This is a genomic window from Anaerosinus sp., assembly GCF_965318445.1.
In genome coordinates, this window is sequence record NZ_CBDNNH010000025.1 from 1 (window position 1) to 20,030 (window position 20,030).

16 protein-coding genes, 3 tRNA genes and 1 riboswitch are annotated in these 20,030 nt (G+C 37.2%); of the genes, 13 read left to right on the top strand and 6 right to left on the bottom strand.

The features are described 5' to 3' along the window. Positions 1-66 precede the first annotated feature (66 nt). From ACWZFG_RS11920 to ACWZFG_RS11930, 3 genes are all read left to right on the top strand, one after another. Positions 67-141: transfer RNA gene (locus tag ACWZFG_RS11920), tRNA-Glu, on the top strand. A gap of 9 nt (positions 142-150) precedes the next feature. Further along, positions 151-226, top strand: a tRNA-Val gene (locus tag ACWZFG_RS11925). Positions 227-307: 81 nt separating this feature from the next. Beyond that, positions 308-544, top strand: a complete 237-nt coding sequence (locus tag ACWZFG_RS11930; RefSeq protein ID WP_177504587.1) for a DUF2164 family protein — start codon at positions 308-310, stop codon at positions 542-544. A gap of 62 nt (positions 545-606) precedes the next feature. On the opposite strand, the gene ACWZFG_RS11935 is transcribed toward ACWZFG_RS11930, so the two are convergent. Next, complete coding sequence (locus ACWZFG_RS11935; protein WP_177504585.1) at positions 607-747, bottom strand: hypothetical protein; 141 nt, start codon at positions 745-747, stop codon at positions 607-609. A 264-nt stretch (positions 748-1,011) separates the two neighbouring features. After that, positions 1,012-1,094, top strand: a riboswitch (ZMP/ZTP riboswitch). An 82-nt stretch (positions 1,095-1,176) separates the two neighbouring features. On the opposite strand from ACWZFG_RS11935, the gene ACWZFG_RS11940 reads away from it, so the two are divergent. Next, a complete protein-coding gene (locus ACWZFG_RS11940) occupies positions 1,177-2,403 on the top strand; it encodes an L-lactate MFS transporter (protein ID WP_418627231.1) in 1,227 nt (408 codons plus the stop codon). Positions 2,404-2,513: 110 nt separating this feature from the next. Then, positions 2,514-2,587, top strand: a tRNA-Gly gene (locus ACWZFG_RS11945). A gap of 208 nt (positions 2,588-2,795) precedes the next feature. Here ACWZFG_RS11945 and ACWZFG_RS11950 read toward each other — a convergent pair. Then, positions 2,796-3,392, bottom strand: a complete 597-nt coding sequence (locus ACWZFG_RS11950) for a nitroreductase family protein (protein WP_177504581.1) — start codon at positions 3,390-3,392, stop codon at positions 2,796-2,798. A 713-nt stretch (positions 3,393-4,105) separates the two neighbouring features. Here ACWZFG_RS11950 and ACWZFG_RS11955 point away from each other — a divergent pair. Then, complete coding sequence (locus ACWZFG_RS11955; protein WP_177504579.1) at positions 4,106-5,551, top strand: NAD(P)/FAD-dependent oxidoreductase; 1,446 nt, start codon at positions 4,106-4,108, stop codon at positions 5,549-5,551. Positions 5,552-5,907: 356 nt separating this feature from the next. Then, a complete protein-coding gene (locus ACWZFG_RS11960) occupies positions 5,908-8,655 on the top strand; it encodes a hypothetical protein (protein WP_455577690.1) in 2,748 nt (915 codons plus the stop codon). Between the two features lie 183 nt (positions 8,656-8,838). Here ACWZFG_RS11960 and ACWZFG_RS11965 read toward each other — a convergent pair whose 3' ends face one another. Together ACWZFG_RS11965 and ACWZFG_RS11970 are read right to left on the bottom strand one after the other, a co-directional pair. Further along, positions 8,839-10,002, bottom strand: a complete 1,164-nt coding sequence (locus ACWZFG_RS11965) for a GNAT family N-acyltransferase (protein WP_177504577.1) — start codon at positions 10,000-10,002, stop codon at positions 8,839-8,841. 327 nt (positions 10,003-10,329) lie between these two features. Beyond that, entirely contained in the window at positions 10,330-11,991 is a 1,662-nt protein-coding gene (locus ACWZFG_RS11970) for an ATP-binding protein (protein WP_177504575.1), read from the bottom strand. A gap of 397 nt (positions 11,992-12,388) precedes the next feature. Here ACWZFG_RS11970 and deoC point away from each other — a divergent pair, with 397 nt between their 5' ends. The 5 genes from deoC (at position 12,389) to ACWZFG_RS11995 (ending at position 17,130) form a co-directional block, all read left to right on the top strand. Then, positions 12,389-13,057: a deoxyribose-phosphate aldolase gene (deoC, locus tag ACWZFG_RS11975; RefSeq protein WP_418627229.1), complete on the top strand. Its 669-nt coding sequence runs from the start codon at positions 12,389-12,391 to the stop codon at positions 13,055-13,057. 61 nt (positions 13,058-13,118) lie between these two features. Next, a complete protein-coding gene (locus tag ACWZFG_RS11980; RefSeq protein WP_418627228.1) occupies positions 13,119-14,447 on the top strand; it encodes a thymidine phosphorylase in 1,329 nt (442 codons plus the stop codon). Between the two features lie 12 nt (positions 14,448-14,459). Continuing rightward, on the top strand, positions 14,460-14,873 hold the full coding sequence (locus tag ACWZFG_RS11985; RefSeq protein WP_177504569.1) for a cytidine deaminase: 414 nt from the start codon (positions 14,460-14,462) through the stop codon (positions 14,871-14,873). Positions 14,874-14,881: 8 nt separating this feature from the next. Continuing rightward, positions 14,882-15,229, top strand: coding sequence for a GNAT family N-acetyltransferase (locus ACWZFG_RS11990; RefSeq protein WP_418627227.1), 348 nt, complete (start codon positions 14,882-14,884; stop codon positions 15,227-15,229). 110 nt (positions 15,230-15,339) lie between these two features. Then, a complete protein-coding gene (locus ACWZFG_RS11995; protein WP_177504565.1) occupies positions 15,340-17,130 on the top strand; it encodes a heme NO-binding domain-containing protein in 1,791 nt (596 codons plus the stop codon). A 58-nt stretch (positions 17,131-17,188) separates the two neighbouring features. Here ACWZFG_RS11995 and ACWZFG_RS12000 read toward each other — a convergent pair whose 3' ends face one another. Both ACWZFG_RS12000 and ACWZFG_RS12005 read right to left on the bottom strand, forming a co-directional pair. Continuing rightward, positions 17,189-18,520, bottom strand: coding sequence for an anaerobic C4-dicarboxylate transporter (locus ACWZFG_RS12000; RefSeq protein WP_177504560.1), 1,332 nt, complete (start codon positions 18,518-18,520; stop codon positions 17,189-17,191). A gap of 26 nt (positions 18,521-18,546) precedes the next feature. Beyond that, the gene (locus ACWZFG_RS12005) at positions 18,547-19,263 is read right to left on the bottom strand and encodes a PHP domain-containing protein (protein WP_177504558.1); all 717 of its coding nucleotides are present in this window, start codon (positions 19,261-19,263) and stop codon (positions 18,547-18,549) included. A 238-nt stretch (positions 19,264-19,501) separates the two neighbouring features. Here ACWZFG_RS12005 and ACWZFG_RS12010 point away from each other — a divergent pair, with 238 nt between their 5' ends. Next, the gene (locus ACWZFG_RS12010; protein WP_177504556.1) at positions 19,502-19,936 is read left to right on the top strand and encodes a HutP family protein; all 435 of its coding nucleotides are present in this window, start codon (positions 19,502-19,504) and stop codon (positions 19,934-19,936) included. Positions 19,937-20,030: the final 94 nt, after the last annotated feature.

A 20,030-nucleotide genomic window follows, 5' to 3' on the forward strand; every position in this document is an offset into this window, starting at 1 on the left:
GTCGGTAGAGCACCTGACTTTTAATCAGGGTGTCCCGCGTTCGAGTCGCGGGTGGATCACCATTGTGGCCCGTTGGTCAAGCGGTTAAGACACCGCCCTTTCACGGCGGCTTCACGAGTTCGAATCTCGTACGGGTCACCATTTTTCTGTGGGCGATTAGCTCAGCTGGGAGAGCGCCTGCCTTACAAGCAGGATGTCAGCAGTTCGATCCTGTTATCGCCCACCATAAGATTATATACTCTATTCGATTTAGAATAGAGTTTATTTTTTTATCCGATGGGGCTATCTAAATAAAAGGATTGATAATATGGCCGATTTTAAATTAGATAAACAGAGAAATAAGGAAGCTTTGGAAAGGATTAAAGAATTTTTTTTAGAAGAAACAGGGACGAGATTAAGTGATTTTAAAGCACAATTTTACCTTGATTTTATGCTAGAAGAAATAGGTCGGTTCGTTTATGAACAAGCGCTTGCAGATTGTCATGCCTTGATGACAGATAAGATTGAAGATTTATTTTTACTTGAATACAGAAAGAAACGTTGAAATAAAAAGAACGCAATAAAAATTGCGTTCTTTAATATTTTACGTATAAAGCTTATCGGAAATTAAGCTTCTTTTTTTGTTTGAGATTTACAATCGCGACATTGTGGTTGATAGCAATCGTATTCTTCGGGGGATACAGCTGCATTGGCATAACATTTACCTTCAAAACAATACTGGCAAGAGGAAACTTTTTCTTGTTTCATAGAGGACACAACCTTTCGCATATACGATAGTTATATTATATATTCCTTTTAAAATTAGTAAATGGGATTACAAAATGTATACAAAATATTTTTAATAAAATACTGCTGTATACAAAATATTGTTTTGTTAAAACTACTAGTAACAGCTTAAAAGTTTATTAATTTTAGTTTGTGCATTTCCAGCTGGTTTATTATATAGTTTTAATTAAATTTATTTTTATTGACAGTATAATTTATGCTTGTTATAATTCCTATATAAATGAATATGCCGTGCAGAACTGACGGATATAGTGGAAGTGACCACGTGAACTGCATAGCAATGAAAGCCGACCGTCTGGGCAAAGAGAATGATGCTCAGGCGGTTTTTTGTCGTTTGGGTAGATTTCTCTAAAATCTTTAGTGTTAATTAAAGGAAGGATGGTTGATTTTATGAGAAATCGTTGGTTAATTGCTTTAGCCGCTATTGGTATCCACATCTGCATTGGAAGTGTTTATGCATGGAGCGTTCTTACGCGTCCGATTATGCAGGAGATGGGATTTTCTTTAAAAGAAACGACATGGGCATTTTCTTTAGCTATTTTATTTTTGGGGCTTTCGGCTGGATTTTTAGGTGATTTCGTAGAAAAATACGGACCGAAAAAAAGTGGTCTTGTTTCAATGTGCTTTTTTGGATTAGGGATGTTTGGTACTGCCTTTGCCTTTTATCAACAATCATTGATGCTTTTGTATTTATTCTATGGTGTAATTGGCGGGATAGGTTTGGGTGTGGGATATATCACACCAGTATCGACACTTGTAAAATATTTTCCGAATAACCGTGGATTTGCCACCGGGCTCGCAATTATGGGATTTGGATTTGCCAGCTTAATTGCAGGGCCAGTCATGCAGCATTTAACGGCAACGTATGGCTTGGTTTATAATTTTTTAATTTTAGGCTTTGTTTATATGCTAGTTATGGGCGCCTCAGCATTATATTTAAAACCGCCTGTTGAGAATGGGATCGTAATAAAAAATAAAATTCATTGCAATGTCCATGGATTTATGGCAAATGAAGCATTAAAAACGTGGCAATTTAGCGCACTTTGGTGGATTTTTTTTGTGAATATTACTTGTGGTATTGGCCTTTTAGCGGTAGCATCTCCAATGGCGCAAGAGGTTGTACAAATGTCGGCCGCTGAGGCTGCTGCTATTGTTGGTGTGATTGGATTAGTGAATGGATTTGGGCGTATTGTTTGGTCTACTGTTTCTGATTATATTGGAAGAGGGTTCACCTATGTTTTATTCTTTTTTATTCAAATGATAGCCTTTTGGAGGCTGGCTCTAACTACAGATGCACTTGTTTTCCAAGGTTTGATTCTTTTGATTATCAGCTGCTATGGAGGAGGTTTTTCCTGCATGCCAGCATATCTTAGTGATATTTTTGGAACTAAGCAGCTGAGTGCAATTCATGGGCGCATTCTTACTGCATGGGGAATTGCAGGGGTAGTCGGTCCATCATTAGTTTCTTTGTTTCGTGAAACGACAAATGGCTATAGCACAATTCTATATTTTTTCGTTGTTTGTTTTTTCGTAAATGCCTTTATTGCATTGATATTAAAATATAAAGGAAAACATATAGCTGCAAAATCAGCTAATACAGTTGTAAAAACGGCGTGAAGCTAAGAAATATTTAAACAAGCTTGGTAACATCCCAAATATTGCAAAAACAATAAGATTTAATTGAATTTTTTAAAGAAAAGTGGTAAACTTAATAAGTACTTAAATAGGCGGGCGTAGTTCAATGGTAGAACATCAGCTTCCCAAGCTGAATACGAGGGTTCGATTCCCTTCGCCCGCTCCATAGAGAATACAAGCCCTCACGTTCTGTGAGGGCTTTTTTGCGTGTCTGCACTATCGCGGAGAATGTGGGTTGAATAGAGCATCAGCCTCTTAAAAGCTAGAGAACAGCCCAATTCCGAAGATTCTCTTTAGAAAATTAAGAGTTGCTGTTTTTGCAACTCTTTTTAATGGTTATAATAAAAATGTTTAAATAATGATTTGTTGAAATATTAACTAAATACTTTTACCCGTTCACTTATAGAGATTTTTTCTATTGGCATTGGAGGCTGTTTTATTTCTCCAAAAGGCATCTGTGCAATGAGTTCCCAGCTATCCGGTACAGTAAAATATTCTTTAATCTCAGCATCAATTAATGGATTGTAATGTTGAAGATTTACGCCAATTCCAATATCGTCGAGAGCTGTCCAAATAGAAAATTGTAGCATTCCATTAGCCTGTTGTCCCCAAACCGGAAAATTATCTGCATAAGCTGCAAACTTTTCCTGCATATCTTTTACGATGTTCATTTCTTCAAAGAAAAGCACCGTGCCATAGGCAGACGAAAAACCATCAATTTTAGTTTCTGTTGCTGAGAAGCTTTCTAAAGGAACAATTTTCTTCAATGTTTCCTTTGTTATCTGCCAAATTTTTTCATGATGTTTTCCCATAGCCACTATCACACGTGCTGATTGCATATTGAAAGCTGATGGAACCTCTTGGGTCATACGCTCTACTACAGCAATAATTTGCGATGGCAATACTGGGATTAATTTCCCTAATGAATAGCTTGTACGACGGTGAATAACCGCTTCCTGAAAACACTTCATTTTCATGCCTTCTTTCTTTACTTAATCAGACTTACTATTTATGCTCTAAATATATACCAGAGAAATTTTTCTGTCAAACCTTGTATTTTATTAGGTTAAATAAAAAGATGAGTTTTTTAATAGAAGAATTCTTTGATGAAATATAACAATTGCAAGAAGGATGTTCGTACAGATAAAAAATAATCTTTTATTGCTTTTAAATTTGGTTTGTATAGACATAAATATTTGGATTATCAATGGCACAAGACAAGCGTAAACCCTCGATAATATGTTTTTAATAAAAATAGAATAATTATTACATAAACTTATTTCTTTGTCGCTAAATAAAAAAAGGAAGTATGAAAACTAGGTGAAAATATTTTGCCTTTAAAAATGTTAAATATTATGATAATCTAAGATAAAGAGAAGTTGATTATTATGTAAGGGAAAATAACAGAATATCGTGGATGTGAATTGCAAATTAATGTTTATCTTGGACAAAATGTAAAAGGAATATCTTATATTTTGCGTTTAGCTAATTATTCTCCACTTATTTAACGAAATAACGGTTCTGATAAAAGCAAAGATTTTATTTCTCTGCTGATAGAATTATTATTCTCTATAGAAGGAAAATTAAAAACGCTAAGCTTCGGATAGATATGAATAAGATTCATATAGAGTTGAAATTCCACGGATTTAAGCATTACTTCATTAAAATATAGGGAGGTTTTTAGATGTATGATATTTGTGTTATTGGTGCAGGTGTAGTTGGAACAAATATTGCACGTGAATTGGCAAAGTATGAATTAAAAGTATGTGTAATTGAAAAATTAGGAGATGTTGGTTGTGGTTGTTCTAAAGCAAATAGTGGAATTGTACATGGTGGATACTCGGATGAACCTGGAACGATAAAAGCCGAGCTATGTGTAAAGGGCAATCGAATGTATGAGCAAATGGAAAAGGAACTAAACTTCGGTTATCGAAAAACAGGTTCATTTGTTTTGGCATTTAATGAGGAAGAAAATGAAAAATTAGATGAGATATATCATAAAGGAATAAAAAATGGAGTCGAAGGACTAGCGCTTATAGATGGAGACAAGGCAAGGCAAATGGAACCTCATTTAAGCAAAGCGGTAACAAAAGCATTATACTGTGAAAATGCGGGTGTAACATCGCCTTATGAATTTGTTATTGCTTTGGCTGAAAATGCTATTGATAATGGAGTAGAGATAAGATTAAATAGTGAAGTAACGAAGATCGCGCAAAAAGAAGAATATTTTGAAGTTGAAATAAATCAAAAAGAAAAAATAAAAAGCCAGTATATAATTAATTCAGCGGGAATTTATAGTGATGCTATTGCTAAAATGGTTGGAATAGATGAATACGACATTCATGCTTCAAGAGGACAATATATCATTTTAGATAAAACACAGAATAATTTAGCGAATGCAGTAATATTCCAAGTCCCAACCAAATTAGGAAAGGGAATTTTAGTTACATCTACGTATCATGGAAATCTTTTAATTGGACCAAATGCTGAAGAAATTAATGACAAAGAAGACTTAAGTACAGATGAGGATGCTTTAATTCATATTGCTGAATTAGCGAGAAAATCGGTACCTGAGATATCTTTAAAAAGAGCATTAAAATCATTTGCGGGGAATAGACCTAAATCGAATAAAAAGGATTGGGTAATTGAGGAGAGCAGGGTAAAAAGATTTATTAATCTTATTGGAATAGATTCTCCAGGATTAACTTCATCACCAGCCATCGCATTAAAAGTAGTAGAAATTTTAAAAGTAAGTGGATTAAACTTGCTACCAAAAACAGAGTTTCGTTCCTATCGGGCCCCAATTATAAAGAAAAAAACTGCTGATTTTAAAGGAAGTATAGATTCCAAAGATCCTAATCTGCATATCATATGTCGGTGTGAATCTGTAACGGAAGCGGAAATTATGGATGCGCTTCATCGAGGGTTACCAGTAAATACCTTAGATGGTGTAGCACGGCGAACTAGAGCTGGTTTTGGGCCATGTCAAGGAGCATTTTGTGGTCCGAGAGTAAGAAAAATTCTTGCTCGTGAGCTTAATGTAGAACCTGATGAAATAAAAGGCAGGGTAAATAGATTCGAAGAAATAGTAACAAGAGTAAAGCGTTTAGATATAACGAAAATTCATTAAATAGAATTTTTATATTAATAAATACGGTGATATTATAAAAAGAAAATAGAGTTTTAATGATTAAAAAGTTACACATAAAGACAGCCTTCACGGAATTAGCGTGAGGGCTGTTTCTATGTAGATTTATATAAATTATGTAAAGTAAATAAAGCGGTTATATAAGTAATTGAAAACGCTTTACTTGTAAGAAGACGATATTATAACGTTCCATAATTTTATTGCAATTCATATATTGTATTATGCTATGATTTTGAGTTCTTGTATTATGTAAAGAAACACATAGAAATATATTATTGATTATTTCTAAATTTTATTAAAGAAATCTTAGTAAATTAAATGATTTTTTAGGAGGGAATATGGATATATCAGGGAGTATTGTGTTTAACATCAATAGTGAGCCCAGTCAATTATCGGGAAATCAGCCAATAAAAAATATACCTGTTGCATTGCAAGTTGAGGGGACTAAAACTGTCATCGGTACGTTTGAGGGGAAGGGAATCGTTGTAAAAACAGATAGTTCGGGAAAATTCAAATTTACTTCTGTACCACAAGGAAAGTACCGTGTGGTAGAAGCTGCTAGTTATATGGGAACAATATCTACCAGTGGAGATTGGGCCAATGCGCAGAAGATTATAGTTACGCCAGCTGATCCTGCAATAGCAGCTATAACATCGCCGCCAAGTGAAGCGAATCGGGTAAATTCTCTATCTCCAAATACTGTTTATGTGTCAGTTGCTTTTAGTAATGTTACAAACATCCAATTTGTCGATGCACCTGCGCAGGATATTGAATTAGATTTAAATCATTATGTAGCAATTGGTGATAATTTAATTAAAGCGGGTAGTAATGGATCCTTTGGAGCATTAGCAAATGGGACGGCGGTGCAAACTAGTCAACCAACTTTAAATCCTCCATATAATGATTTTCAAACAAACTTTAGTTATGTTCATTATCAAACAGGGTATCCGATAGATGGGCAATATTCAGTCGCTAATATAATAACAAATACAAATTTTCGTACCTGGTTTAATGTTGCTGACCATACTACTGGGGATGAAAATGGGCGAATGATGATTGTCAATGGAAGTCATCCAAAGCAATATATATTTACTGCAAATGTTAATGTTAGGCCAAATACCAATTATGTACTTTCAACATGGGTGATGAATGTTGATTCAAGGCAGGGGCAGGTGTTACCACAATTACGTGTATTGGTAGAGGGCGCAACTGCATTGTTCGATCAGTTATTAAATAACGATTTAGGTACAGCAAAAATTCCAACATGGAAGCAGGTGGGAGCAATGTTTAATAGTGGTGAAAATAAATCCTTAACAGTAAGCTTTATTAGTGAAGGTGGACCAGCGAATGGGAATGATTATTTAATTGATGATATGAGACTTTATGAATTAGAAGGGACTCCGGTTATAAGTATTGATAAAAAGGTAAGCAAAGTGATTGCTGAACCAGGAGATGTATTAACATATACAATTACTTTCAACAACACAAGTAATCAAGTTTTGACAAATGTAGACTTTAAAGATCAACTTCCAAGCCATCTTACAATTGAAAAAAATTCGCTGATCATTAATAATTTGCAGGCTGATGAAAAAATAATTGGATCTGGAATTAAAATTACTGATGTTGAGGCGACTAAATCAGTTGCAATTAAGTTTCGAGCGAGAATCAATGATAATGTCGAAAATGGAACAAATATTGAAAATACAGGAACACTTCAGTATACGTTTAAAGATGCGGAAGGAAATATTAGAAATATTACGACAGTAAGTAATACTGTTGATACTATTGTTATCAATTCGAATTGTACAATTTGTCCCACTGGACCGACTGGAGCAACAGGAGCCAGCGGAGCCACAGGTGCAACAGGTGCAACAGGAGCCACAGGAGCCACAGGTGCCACAGGTGCAACGGGGGCTACGGGACACACAGGTGCAACAGGAGCCACAGGTGCAACGGGTGCCACGGGAGCAACAGGAGCCACAGGAGCCAGCGGAGCCACGGGAGCAACGGGAGCAACAGGAGCCACAGGAGCCAGCGGAGCCACGGGAGCAACGGGAGCAACAGGGGCAACAGGTGCAACGGGACACACAGGAGCCACGGGAGCCACAGGTGCCAGCGGAGCAACGGGAGCAACAGGTGCAACAGGTGCCAGCGGAGCAACAGGTGCCACAGGTGCCAGCGGAGCAACGGGGGCAACGGGTGCAACGGGTGCAACAGGTGCCAGCGGAGCCACGGGAGCAACAGGTGCAACAGGTGCCACAGGTGCCAGCGGAGCCACGGGAGCCACAGGTGCCAGCGGAGCAACGGGGGCAACGGGAGCAACAGGTGCCACAGGTGCTACGGGTGCCACAGGACACACAGGAGCAACAGGTGCTACGGGTGCTACCGGTGCTACCGGTGCAACAGGTGCCAGCGGAGCCACGGGAGCAACAGGTGCAACAGGTGCCACAGGAGCCAGCGGAGCCACGGGAGCCACAGGTGCCAGCGGAGCAACGGGAGCAACAGGTGCAACAGGTGCCACAGGACACACCGGAGCAACAGGTGCTACAGGTGCCACAGGACACACAGGAGCAACAGGTGCTACGGGTGCCACAGGACACACAGGAGCAACAGGTGCTACGGGTGCTACCGGTGCTACCGGAGCAAAAGGAGCCACAGGGCCTACAGGTAAAGATTGTGAGCATGATTATTTATTTGCCAATAGCTTAGAGTGTATTTTTGTAGAAGGACGTGAGTTAGTACCATTAGAAAACAATGTGGTAAAAAGAGGTACATCTATTCAGCATACGGAAGGGCAACCGATTATTCATTTGGCGGCCCATAAATCATATTTAATTAATTGTAATATTACTGCTACGATTTGCAGCCATGGATGTGCTAAGGATATCGCGGTTAAATTTTTAGTAGATGATAGAATATATCCAGGGATGAGTATAGAGACGATGGGATGTTGTAAAGATTATGTAACTTTAGCAGGTACAGCGATTGTGCAAACGGGGAATCATCCAAAAAAATTAGCGTTAGTCAATTATACGAATGAAAGAGTAAATTTTGTTGATATTAATATTACAGTATTAGAATTTTAATGCTAAATTTTAATTAATGGAAGCCCATCTCCCGCTTATTGGGAAATGGGCTTCTAATTTTATCTGAAAACAATTATCTTATCTAGAAAAATAAATCCCTCACACAAAATCAAAGATTTTGTTTCGTGGTTTTACATTTATACCTATAGGAGGGGACTGGCAAAAGGCTAAGATTTACTTTGTCTATTTGTTAACGGTTAATTTATAGGGAGAATGATAACTTATTTGACGACAGTTCTTCACTATTTTATGAGCAATTTCAAAGTTACTGCTACTAAAACGCTGAAATCCAAGCCCGGTTAAGACTAAAATTTGAGAAGGAGCGATGGCAACAATATCTTCAATATGTTTGTTTTGCTCTGTTAATCCGTTTGCGCCGAAGTAATCTCCAGGTAGGTAATGTTTTTGCGGCTTTATTATTGTTTTAGATTGTAGTTTTCCGCTCAATAAAATTGTATGAGAATAACTGACTTCGCCTTGGAGTGTGAGCAAATTATTTGGTTGGCATTGAATGATAATTCCGCAGCTATGAACAAATATTTTTGCCTCCTCAACTGATAATCCATCAAGGATTGGTAAAATATTTGTTGGTGAGGCTTTTAACGCTCGGCAAAGAAAATCCCAGAGTGAGTCAGCACTAATTATTTGACTATTTATAATATTTGAATTATTTTGAAAAGTTTTGTGAAACCAAGTAACTTTATCTAAATTTTTATTTGTTCTTTTGCGTGCTAGACGGTATAAAGGCGAACGAACACGACGGAAATGATCAACATCGTCAGCCAGCATAACAATAGGAAATAATAGTCCATAGCCGCCATCAATAAAGTTTTCTGCATAGCGGTGCAGTCCCATTTGTTCATAGAGACGTAATAAATGCAGGTTGCAGCCACCAAACCCGAATTGAATATCATATTCAGCGAAGAGGTCATATGATTTTTTCATTAATAAATAGAGAAGAGGTGAGTTACGAAAAGCTTTGTCCACCATTAATTTTGTCATTAGGGTTATATTTTCATTTTCTTCTAATCCCCCTAATTGAACAAATCTTTTTAAATCGAGAGTTTGAATGATATCTTTAGGAAATTTATTCGCTGGGGCAATATTTAGGCGGTTGACGCCAACGATTCTGCCAGATTTTTCAGCATAGATATTAATAGCCCAATCGTCAAAAAGATCCGAAATCATTTTGTGATTTAGATCTGCGTCAATACGATGTTTATCCATTTCTTCAACGTAAACGTTATAGCGGAAATTGTAAACTGCCTCTTTCTCAGCGTTAGTTTGTGCTACCTTTAATAAAATTGTTGATTCATCATTTGTTAATAAATTCTGATTTTTTTGCATATGAATACCCCTTTTTTAATAAAATTTTTTTGATATTTGTATAAAAGTTAAAGCTACATTTTCACCACCTCCAATTGTTTGATTATGGGCATGGAAAAATAATCCTTGTCTTAACAAAAAAAGGGGTATAAAATGCGACTAGGATTCAGGTGATATTTTTATTCCATCTGAATCCTAGTCGCGTTTTATTTAAAGGGATATCTTTCTTACTTTCACTTATAGCAGATGAGAGGCTAGCGTAGGTTAATTATCGGATAAAAAATAAAAAGCTCATGTTTTCGCTTTTGTTCAAGCGAAAACATGAGCTTTTTATTAATTTTTGTGAGTCTAAAGGTCAAAGCAGATATGAAATGTAGTACCGAGGTTGCTGGTATCAATTTTTATATTGGCATTATGCCGAGCAGCAATTTGATAACATACGGATAGCCCTAAACCGGTACCAGTGTCTTTTGTAGTAAAAAAAGGAGTGCCAATATTCTTTAATATTTCTTCTGGGATTCCGGTCCCGTGATCGCGAATGGATAAAACTACTTGATTTTTGTTGTAAACGGTTTCTATGTGTAAAAAACCACCATTTTGCATAGCTTCAACTCCATTGCGAACAATGTTTAAAATAAGTTGGCGAATTTCATTTTCATCTAACGGAATTTCTGGTAATTCGGATAATTTTGTTTTTATTGTTACAAAATTATCTTTTGCTGTAGCTTCAAGTAGCGGTAATACAGTAAGAATAATATCATTGAGTGCACACGGTTTAAGATGAATTACTTTTTCTCGTGATGCGGATAAATATTCGGAGATGATAAGATTCGCTCGATTTAATTCGTCAATCATAAGCTTGAACTTATCATGGTCGCTTTGATATTTATTTTTTCGCGACATAAGCTGAAGGTATCCCTTAACTGTTGTCATCGGATTGCGAATTTCATGGGCTACTGTTGCAGCCATATTGCGAACAGCACTCATTTTATCAAGAACTGATGAGAGTCTTTCCAAGTTTTTTCGTTCAGAAATATCGCGAATAATCCCTTGGATTCCGATAAATTGATTATTTCTATGATAAACAGGGACAACTTTTTGTTCTAGCCAAATAATTTTTTTGTTTTTGTCAAAAATTCGTAACAGTAATGTATCCTGCATATTGTCTGGGGCTGAACGAATAAATCTTTCGATTAATTTTCTATCTTCAGGGTGGATGACTTTTAAATAAAAGGTTGGGTTTTTCATAAAATCCTGAACTGTGTAGCCGGTTACTTGAAGAACAGCAGGACTAATATAATTAATTTTGAAGGTTGGATACATTTCAACATAATAAATAATATCCGATGCATTTTCTGCAAATAGGCGTGCTTCGTGCTCCTTTTTTATTAAATCATTGCGAACTTTTTCGAAATAAACGAGCAAAGTTCCAATTCCAATGCATAGGCGAAGCGTTCCCCCGATAATATAGCTATAATTGGCGATAAAGGGTGAAAAAATATTAAATGGATATGATAAATTAAAGAGGTTCCATGCGATATAGGCAAATCCAGTAAAAAGATGTCCGATTCCTTGAAGATTCTTTAATCGAATAAAAATTATGCCCATCCATAGACCGATAGAGCTGCCGACAATTAGCGGAAATAAAAGTTTGATTTGCGGCGAAGGAGTAATCGCATCGGTAAATGTATTTAAAACTGTTAGCAGGATAATACCACCAAATAGTTTTTGTTTGTCAAAGGGTTTCCCCATAAAGTCGTATATACCACGAACCAGCAAGAGACAACTAGCGATAATAAGAGCTTGAAATACAAAAAAATTGAAAAAGGAGTCTTGCCAGGTTAATAATCCAGAATCAAAAAAAACGTAACGGGAAAAAAGAGTAGTCCAGGCAATTGCCCAAATACCAATGCAGCGTTCCTTATAGAGAAAGTAAAGATAGATATATATAACGACAATCATGGCTGTACCCGCTAATGAGGTTATCACGGGAATATTTATAGTTTCCATATAAACTCCTAAGTGTATTTGTAAAATTTTATGAAGTTGTACCAGTGTTATAAAGTTCTTGATAAAATAAACTTTTCCTGCCCGATTTATAGAAAATAAGAAAAAACATGTCAAAAAATTGGAGAAAATATATTTTTTTGTGAATTTATATATTTTTTTGTGACTCTAAAAATATTTACTACTTCAAAGGAAATGAAATCTTTGTTAGCGCAATTAAATGATGAATTTGCTATTTTGAGGGTATATTAATCTAAGATTGGCTAAGTTGCTAAATAAGAGCGTCTAAAATTCAGCCGGAGTGAAAACTTCACCGGAATCAAGCCTTACTTTATCTTATTGAGATACAATTTTTTTTATGTTAGTATGAGCTTAATAAAGCGAGAAGGAAGATGATAAAATGACAGAATCGGAAATTTTGAGACGGATAGATCATACATTATTAAAAGCAGTTGCAACTTGGGAAGATATCGAAAAATTATGTGAAGAGGCAATTACATATAAGACTGCTTCTGTTTGCGTACCTCCATCCTATGTAAAAAGAATTCATAATAGATATGGGGATAAAATTAATATTTGTACGGTTATTGGATTCCCACTTGGCTATAGCACTACTAAGGCTAAGTTGACGGAAGTTGAGCAGGCTTTAGCTGATGGAGCGAATGAATTTGATATGGTAATTAACCTCACAGATGTAAAAAATGGTAATTATGATAAAGTTACAGAAGAAATTAGAACGCTAAAAAAAGCTGTTGGGCCTAAAGTTCTCAAGGTGATTATTGAAACATGCTGTTTAACAGAGCAGGAAAAGATTGCAATGTGCAAAGCAGTCACGGAGGCGGAAGCGGATTTTATTAAAACCTCGACTGGTTTTGGCACAGGTGGAGCTACAATTAATGATATTCGCTTATTTAAGCAGAATATTGGTAAGAATGTAAGGATTAAAGCAGCTGGTGGTGTAAGGTCAATCGAGGATTTAGAGGCTTTTATCGGTGAAGGTTGCGACAGGATTGGGACGAGTTCTGCGGTTCAACTATTTCGCAGTCAAGAAGCTTGGGATGAAAAGTAACAATAGTAAGTAGTGGTGGTGTGTAGACGGTAGAAATTAATTGTTTTAGGGGGGATGCTTAGTGAGAATGTATGATTTAATTGCAAAAAAACGTGATAATTTCGCTTTAAATGATAAAGAGATTGCATTTATGATTGACGGATATGTCGCAGGAAGTATTGCAGATTATCAAATGTCAGCAATGCTTATGGCAATCTATCTCAATGGTATGAATGATAAAGAGCTAGCTGTACTTACTGATTGCATGTCGCGTTCCGGAGATTGCATTGATTTATCTGGAATTGAAGGAGTCAAGGTGGACAAGCATAGTACTGGTGGTGTAGGCGACAAGACAACGCTTGTGATTGCGCCGATTGTGGCGGCTTGTGGAGGTAAAGTTGCGAAGATGTCAGGGCGTGGGCTTGGGCATACGGGTGGGACGGTTGATAAAATGGAAGCGATTCCACATATGCGGACAGCACTTAAAGAGCAAGAATTCTTTGATATTGTGAATAAGCATGGGCTTAGTGTAATCGGGCAGACGGGAAATCTTGCACCTGCTGATAAAAAATTGTATGCATTGCGGGATGTAACGGCAACGGTCAGTAGCATTCCTTTAATCGCGGCATCCATTATGAGTAAAAAGTTAGCTGCAGGAAGTGATTGTATTTTGCTCGACGTCAAAAAAGGCAGTGGCGCATTTATGAAGACGATTGATGATGCGATTGAGTTATCAGAAAAAATGGTGTCAATTGGAGAGACGGCCGGAAAACGCACAGTTGCTTTGATTACGGATATGGATATTCCGCTTGGAAATGCGATTGGAAATTCATTAGAAATTATTGAAGTTGTCGATACATTGAAAGGAAAAGGGCCAGAGGATTTGACGGAAGTCTGTTTGACTTTGGCTCAAAATATGCTGTATTTATCGGGAAAAGGAAGTCTGGAAGAATGCAAGAAAATGGCGGAAAAATCACTCCGAGACGGTTCGGCCTTTGATAAACTTGTTGCAATGGTAGATGCTCAAGGTGGAGATACAGGGGTAATTCTTAACACAGAGAAATTTGTTAAGGCGCCTTATCTACATGAAGTGATTGCTCAGCAAGAGGGATATATCGAAAAAATGGATACTGAAAAGTGTGGTATTGTTTCAGTGATTCTAGGTGCGGGCAGAGAAACGAAAGAAAGTGTGATTGATTTTTCAGCTGGAATCATCATGCGAAAAAAAGTTGGTAATTATGTCAAAGTTGGTGATGTATTGGCTGTGTTTTATACTTCGAAAAAGGGTGTATTTGTAGATGCAGAATCTTTATATAAGGAAGCTTTAACGATTGGCACGCATAAGCCAGCGAAGGAACCTTTGATTTTTGCTCGCGTTGAGAAAGGTAAAGTAGAAAAATTTCATTCTTGAGGTGTTGATTTCATGAAAGAATTGATAGAGGCTGCAAGACAGGCTAGGGAAAATGCGTATGTACCTTATTCGAATTTTAAAGTTGGAGCGGCGGTATTAACGGAGGATGGCAAGATTTATAGTGGATGTAATATAGAGAATGCCTCTTATGGAATGGCAAATTGTGCGGAACGAACAGCAATTTTTAAAGCGGTTTCTGAAGGTGAAACTAAATTTAAAGCTTTAGCGGTAATTGGTGATACGAAAGGTCCTATTTCGCCTTGCGGTGCATGTAGGCAGGTAATTGCAGAATTTGGGATTCAAAAGATTATCATGGCAAATTTAAATGGAGATGAAAAAGTTGTCTACTTAGACGAATTGCTTCCCTTTTCTTTTGCTAAGGCTGATTTGCAAAAGGGTAATTATAAAAATACCGCGGGGATTTGAGGTGAAATATGAACGAATTAATAGAAGTGAAAAAACGCGATGGAAAATTAGCTGATGAATTGTTTCAAGTATGGCAGAAATCCGTGGAAGCAACGCATTTGTTTTTAACAGAAAAAGAAAAAGTCGAGATGCTGTTTCTTCATCCCGATTTTTTCAGACACGGAATTGGTACAGAGTTAGTGAACTATGCGATTCATAAATGCAAGGTAACGCATGTAGATGTCAATGAGCAGAATCGGCGAGCATATGAGTTTTATCTTAGTGTTGGATTTAAGGTGGAAAGCAGGTCTGAATTAGATGAACAGGGAAACCCTTTCTCTATTTTGCATTTAAAGCTGAAAGAACAAAGTTGTTAATTTAAAAATATAATAAAATAACGTTTTATAAATAATAATTCTTATTTACGAATGAGAAAGAAAAGTGTATAATTTAGGAAATGGATGCTTAGTCAGAATGGAGTGAAAAAATGAAGGGGACAATTGTAGCAACATGGGTGCGTACAGCAAGAAAGTTATGGGGAGAAAATCTAGTTAGTGAAGTTTTGCGACAAATTGGCTATGGATCAGATCATGTCTTTTTACCGACGGAGGATATAGAGGATCACATACCTCAAAAAATGATACATTTAATTTCACAAAAGATAAGCTTGCCAATAAGCGATGTATGGCATGCAATAGGGAAAGATAACATAAAAACTTTTTTTGAAGCATATCCGGCTTTTTTTCAACGAAATAATTTGTATGCCTTTTTAGAATCTATGTATGATGTACATATTGAAGTTATGCGGATTATTCCTGGGGCAAAGCCGCCTGATCTGAGAATGCATGTTGTTTCAGGAAATGAAGCGATTTTTAGCTACAAATCAAAGCGAGCGATGTTTGATTATTTCCGGGGGCTTTTAGAAGGTGCAGCACAGCATTATAATGAAAAGATTGGGATTACAGTGGTGAAAAAGGAACGTGAAGAGTTAGAGTTGAAACTTCGCTTTCCCTATGAGATTCATCGTATAAAAGCATATGAAATGAATTATATTTTAAAATTTTTACCAGGGCTAGCCTCGAAATGTGGATTATTGACGGCGGCAATTGCATTTATTGCACTATTGCCGTTACAGTTTTTGACGGATTCTATTCCTCTATGGGCAGCTTTGCCAGCGGGGGTAGCAGCATTTATAGGATGCTGGTTGGTTGCGCGTCCTCTACAGGATATTGAAAATGAGGTGGATCAACTTTTACAGCATCAGTATTCTTCTTTAATGCAGATAAAGACGGGCGATGCTTTTGAGCGGATAGGAAATAAAATCAATACATATAAGCAAACAATACGTCGTGAGTTTACTGGATTTAAAGGGACGGGGGATGAACTAGATAAATATGGTGATGCATTTAATGCTTTAGCGGAGAAGATGAGTGGGACTTCTGATGAAATCACAAAAGTGGTAAATGACGTAGCGGCTTCAGCAATGCATGAGGCTGAAAATACAACGGAAGCAGTTGGAATTTTAAATGGGAATATTGAAACCTTTAAAGATGTAGTTAAAGAACAAATTGAAAATAATAAGCAGTTAAAAGAGGCTGTTCTAGAAATTGATCATGGATTTTCAAATGTAAGAAGTTCCAGTAATAAACTTAATGAAAGCATGGACAATTTTGCATTGGTAAAAGAATCTGTAGAGGGATTGCGTACGCAAGCAAAAAAAATCACAATGATCACGAACACTGTTGCATCTATTGCGGGACAAACGAATCTTTTAGCGCTAAATGCGGCTATTGAAGCAGCGCGGGCGGGCGAACAAGGCAAGGGCTTCGCCGTTGTTGCCGAAGAGGTTAGAATGCTAGCAGAGCAGTCACAAGAACAGTCAAAAATTATTTCTGCGGATGTTCAGGTGATTACGCATACAATTGAAGACGTTGTGCGCCATGTCGATACAGAGTATGAAGTCCTAGCGCAGGAAAGTAGTCAGCTAATGGGCGTGGTTGAGGATAATATGCGGTGCTTAAAAAATGTTCGTGGAGTTTCGGATAACATTGTGGATATGATTGATAAGCTTGAGCAAGAGATGCAGGGAATTCATGCTGTTTATAGCAAAATTGAGTCAATTGCAGCTATTTCAGAAGAGAATTCTGCGGCTACAGAGGAAGTTAGCGCATCTGTACATGTTTATAATGAAAAATTGCATGACATGATGGAGAAAATCACGGAATTTAAAAAGATGACGCAGCATTTTATTAAAGGAATTGAGCAATATAAAGTATAGAGTTTTTATATAGATAAATAAAAAATGCACCTCACTTTGAGGTGCATTTTGTGCTTTTTTATAAAAATAGCATTGCTAAAATATAGCCAATAATACAGCTTGTTCCAACAGAAATAATGCCGGGCATGATAAAGCTATGATTGATTACGAATTTACCGATTTTCGTTGTGCCAGAACGGTCAAATCCAATGCAGGCAAGATCGCTTGCATAAGTAGGTAAGATAAAGTACCCGTAACAAGCGGAGAAAAATGCAACTATAATTTTTGGTTCCACGCCGAGATGTAACGCCATTGGAGCAATTGCCGTTATCGCTGCAGCTTGGCTGTTGACCAATTGAGAGACGATAAATAATACGAGTGCATATGCCCAATGATGTCCGACAATAAAGTCGGCTAAATTGGTCTTGAGTAAAGTAAAATGTGCTGAAAAAAATGTATCGGCCATCCAAGCGATCCCGTAAATGGATACAATAGCAATCATGCCAGCTTGGAAGATATTGCTGTGAGAAATATCTGTAGGCTTTACTTTACAAGTCATTAAAATTAAAGCCCCTGCCATTAGCATAAGCATTTGAATGACTAGATTCATTGATAGTGGTTTTCCGCTATCGCTAAAAATCGGGCGAAGTTCTGGCATCGCACCAAAGATAACAACGATTAAAATTGCCAGAAAGAAGATTCCCGTTGCAAGATAAGATTCTTTTGGTAACTTTTTCCCCAGTAGACTTGTTGTATCGCCAAAAATGAATTTTCTTTCTTCTGGGTCTGCGATTCTTGCCTGAAAATCAGGGTCGATAGATAAATCTTTACCGCGCCTCATGCTCCACAAGCCTGCCACGAAAATACCGATGAATGTAGCTGGAACAGAGATAGATAATAATTGTAAGATGCCAATTCCTTCAATTCCATTTGCAGCAAAAATAGAGATCATTGAAACGACTGCAACGGATACAGGGGATGCCGCAATCCCAATTTGAGAGGCTATAGAAGCTACAGCCATTGGTCGTTCGGGGCGGATTCCTTGTTTGATTGCGATGTCATAAATAATTGGAAACATTGTGTAAACAACATGCCCTGTACCACAAAGTATTGTTAATAGCCATGTAGTTAATGGAGCTAAGATTGTTATATACGAAGGATGGCGTCTTAGCAAATGTTCAGCGTATTGAAGCAGTACGTTTAGTCCGCCGGCAGTTTGCAAGATGGAAGCAGCACTGATTACCGCTAAAATCGTTAAGATTACATCAACAGGTGGTTTGCCAGGCTGCATGCCAAACCCAAAGGTAAGGGTAAAGATTCCAAACCCGCTAATCAGTCCGAGTCCGATACCGCCAAACCTAGTACCGATTACTAGGCAGGCAAGTATTACGCAGAGTTGTAAAGTGATCAAAAAAGTTCCTCCCTATGGATACCGATTTAACCGCGTTTTTTTAAAAAACGCATCAATTTTTCGCGTGAATCATTGACGATTAGCTCCTGAGGAAAGTTTAGCTCTTCAATTAATTGCCAAGCATATTGATGATTGCCTACACCCATTTCAGAATGTGCGTCGCTGTCTAAAATAACCGATACATTGTGTTTTTGACACAATGTAAGCATTTTTCGATTATTTTCTATAGCGCCTGGACGATTGCTCGTCGGACGCATAGAACTATTATTGATTTCAAGTAAAACTTTATATTTTTTTGCTGCGATAACGACGGCTTCATAGTCTAATTCATAATTCCCATTATCGGGATGACCGATGATGTTTACATATGGATTTTTCATTGCGTTAATCATTGCTTTTGTGTTTAGCTCTTTATTTGTAGGTGGACAGCACATTTCATGAAAGCTGGCAATTGCATAGTCAATCCGTGATAATAGCTCTTCTGGTAAGTCAATGTTGCCTTGTTCATCGAGAATATTTAATTCTGCCCCGAGAAATAATTCAATGCCATAAGCATTGCGGTCAATAACTTCAAGGTTATAAAAATAAAATGGATGACACGTGCCGGGCATATTTGGTGCATGTTCAGCAATTCCTAGGAGTTCTAATCCTTTGGCCTTTGCAGCAAGTGCCATTTCACGAATTGTATTATAAGCATGCCCACTGGCAATTGTATGAGTATGCATATCTAAAATATCTTTCATAGTGATTCATCCTTTGCGTGAATTCTTTTTTATCAGTGTAAATATTGTCTAAAAAGATACTATAGCTTTCAACAGGCTTTGTCAATTTGCACACAGATAATCATTATATTTTATTTTTACTAGGCTCATCAAGCGTAATATTTGGTATTTATTATTGGCGATAAACCTTCTTAGTGATAAAATAGCCATATTCGGGAGATTTTATGAATACTTTAAATAGGAAAGTGAGTGCAAAAAAATGGACGATTCTGGATATACGAGTATTGATATTGGCAGAGCAGCATTAAAAATTGCTGTCACAGCAAGTCGCATAGAAGAAAATGAAGTAAAACGAATATTAAATGCGCAGGGGATTCAAGCGACTGCAGTAGATTTTGGTGGTGAATTTGTACATTCCATTGGGAAAATTGTTGAGCGGGCAGTTGTAGCTGCGCAAAGGCAAGGTTTGGTTCCCAATAATCATGTTGGTGCGGGGGCTGTCGCAGGTGCGGCAGCTGCGGCATTAGAACAAGTTAAAGCAAAAGCAATTGGATTCAATGTAGGCGGGAAAATTGGAATTGCGCGTTATGATGAGCATTTGTGTGTAGCAATTTATATGGGCGTCGGCATATTGAATCTAAATGAGCTGTGTGTAGGGCTAGCACATCGATCGTTGCCTAATGCACAGATCTAGGATTAAGGGAATATTTTATAAGAAGGTTACTTTATCCGGTCTGAAAGACATGGTATAATCGGGTTAATTATTATGGACGGATTTGGAGGTTTGA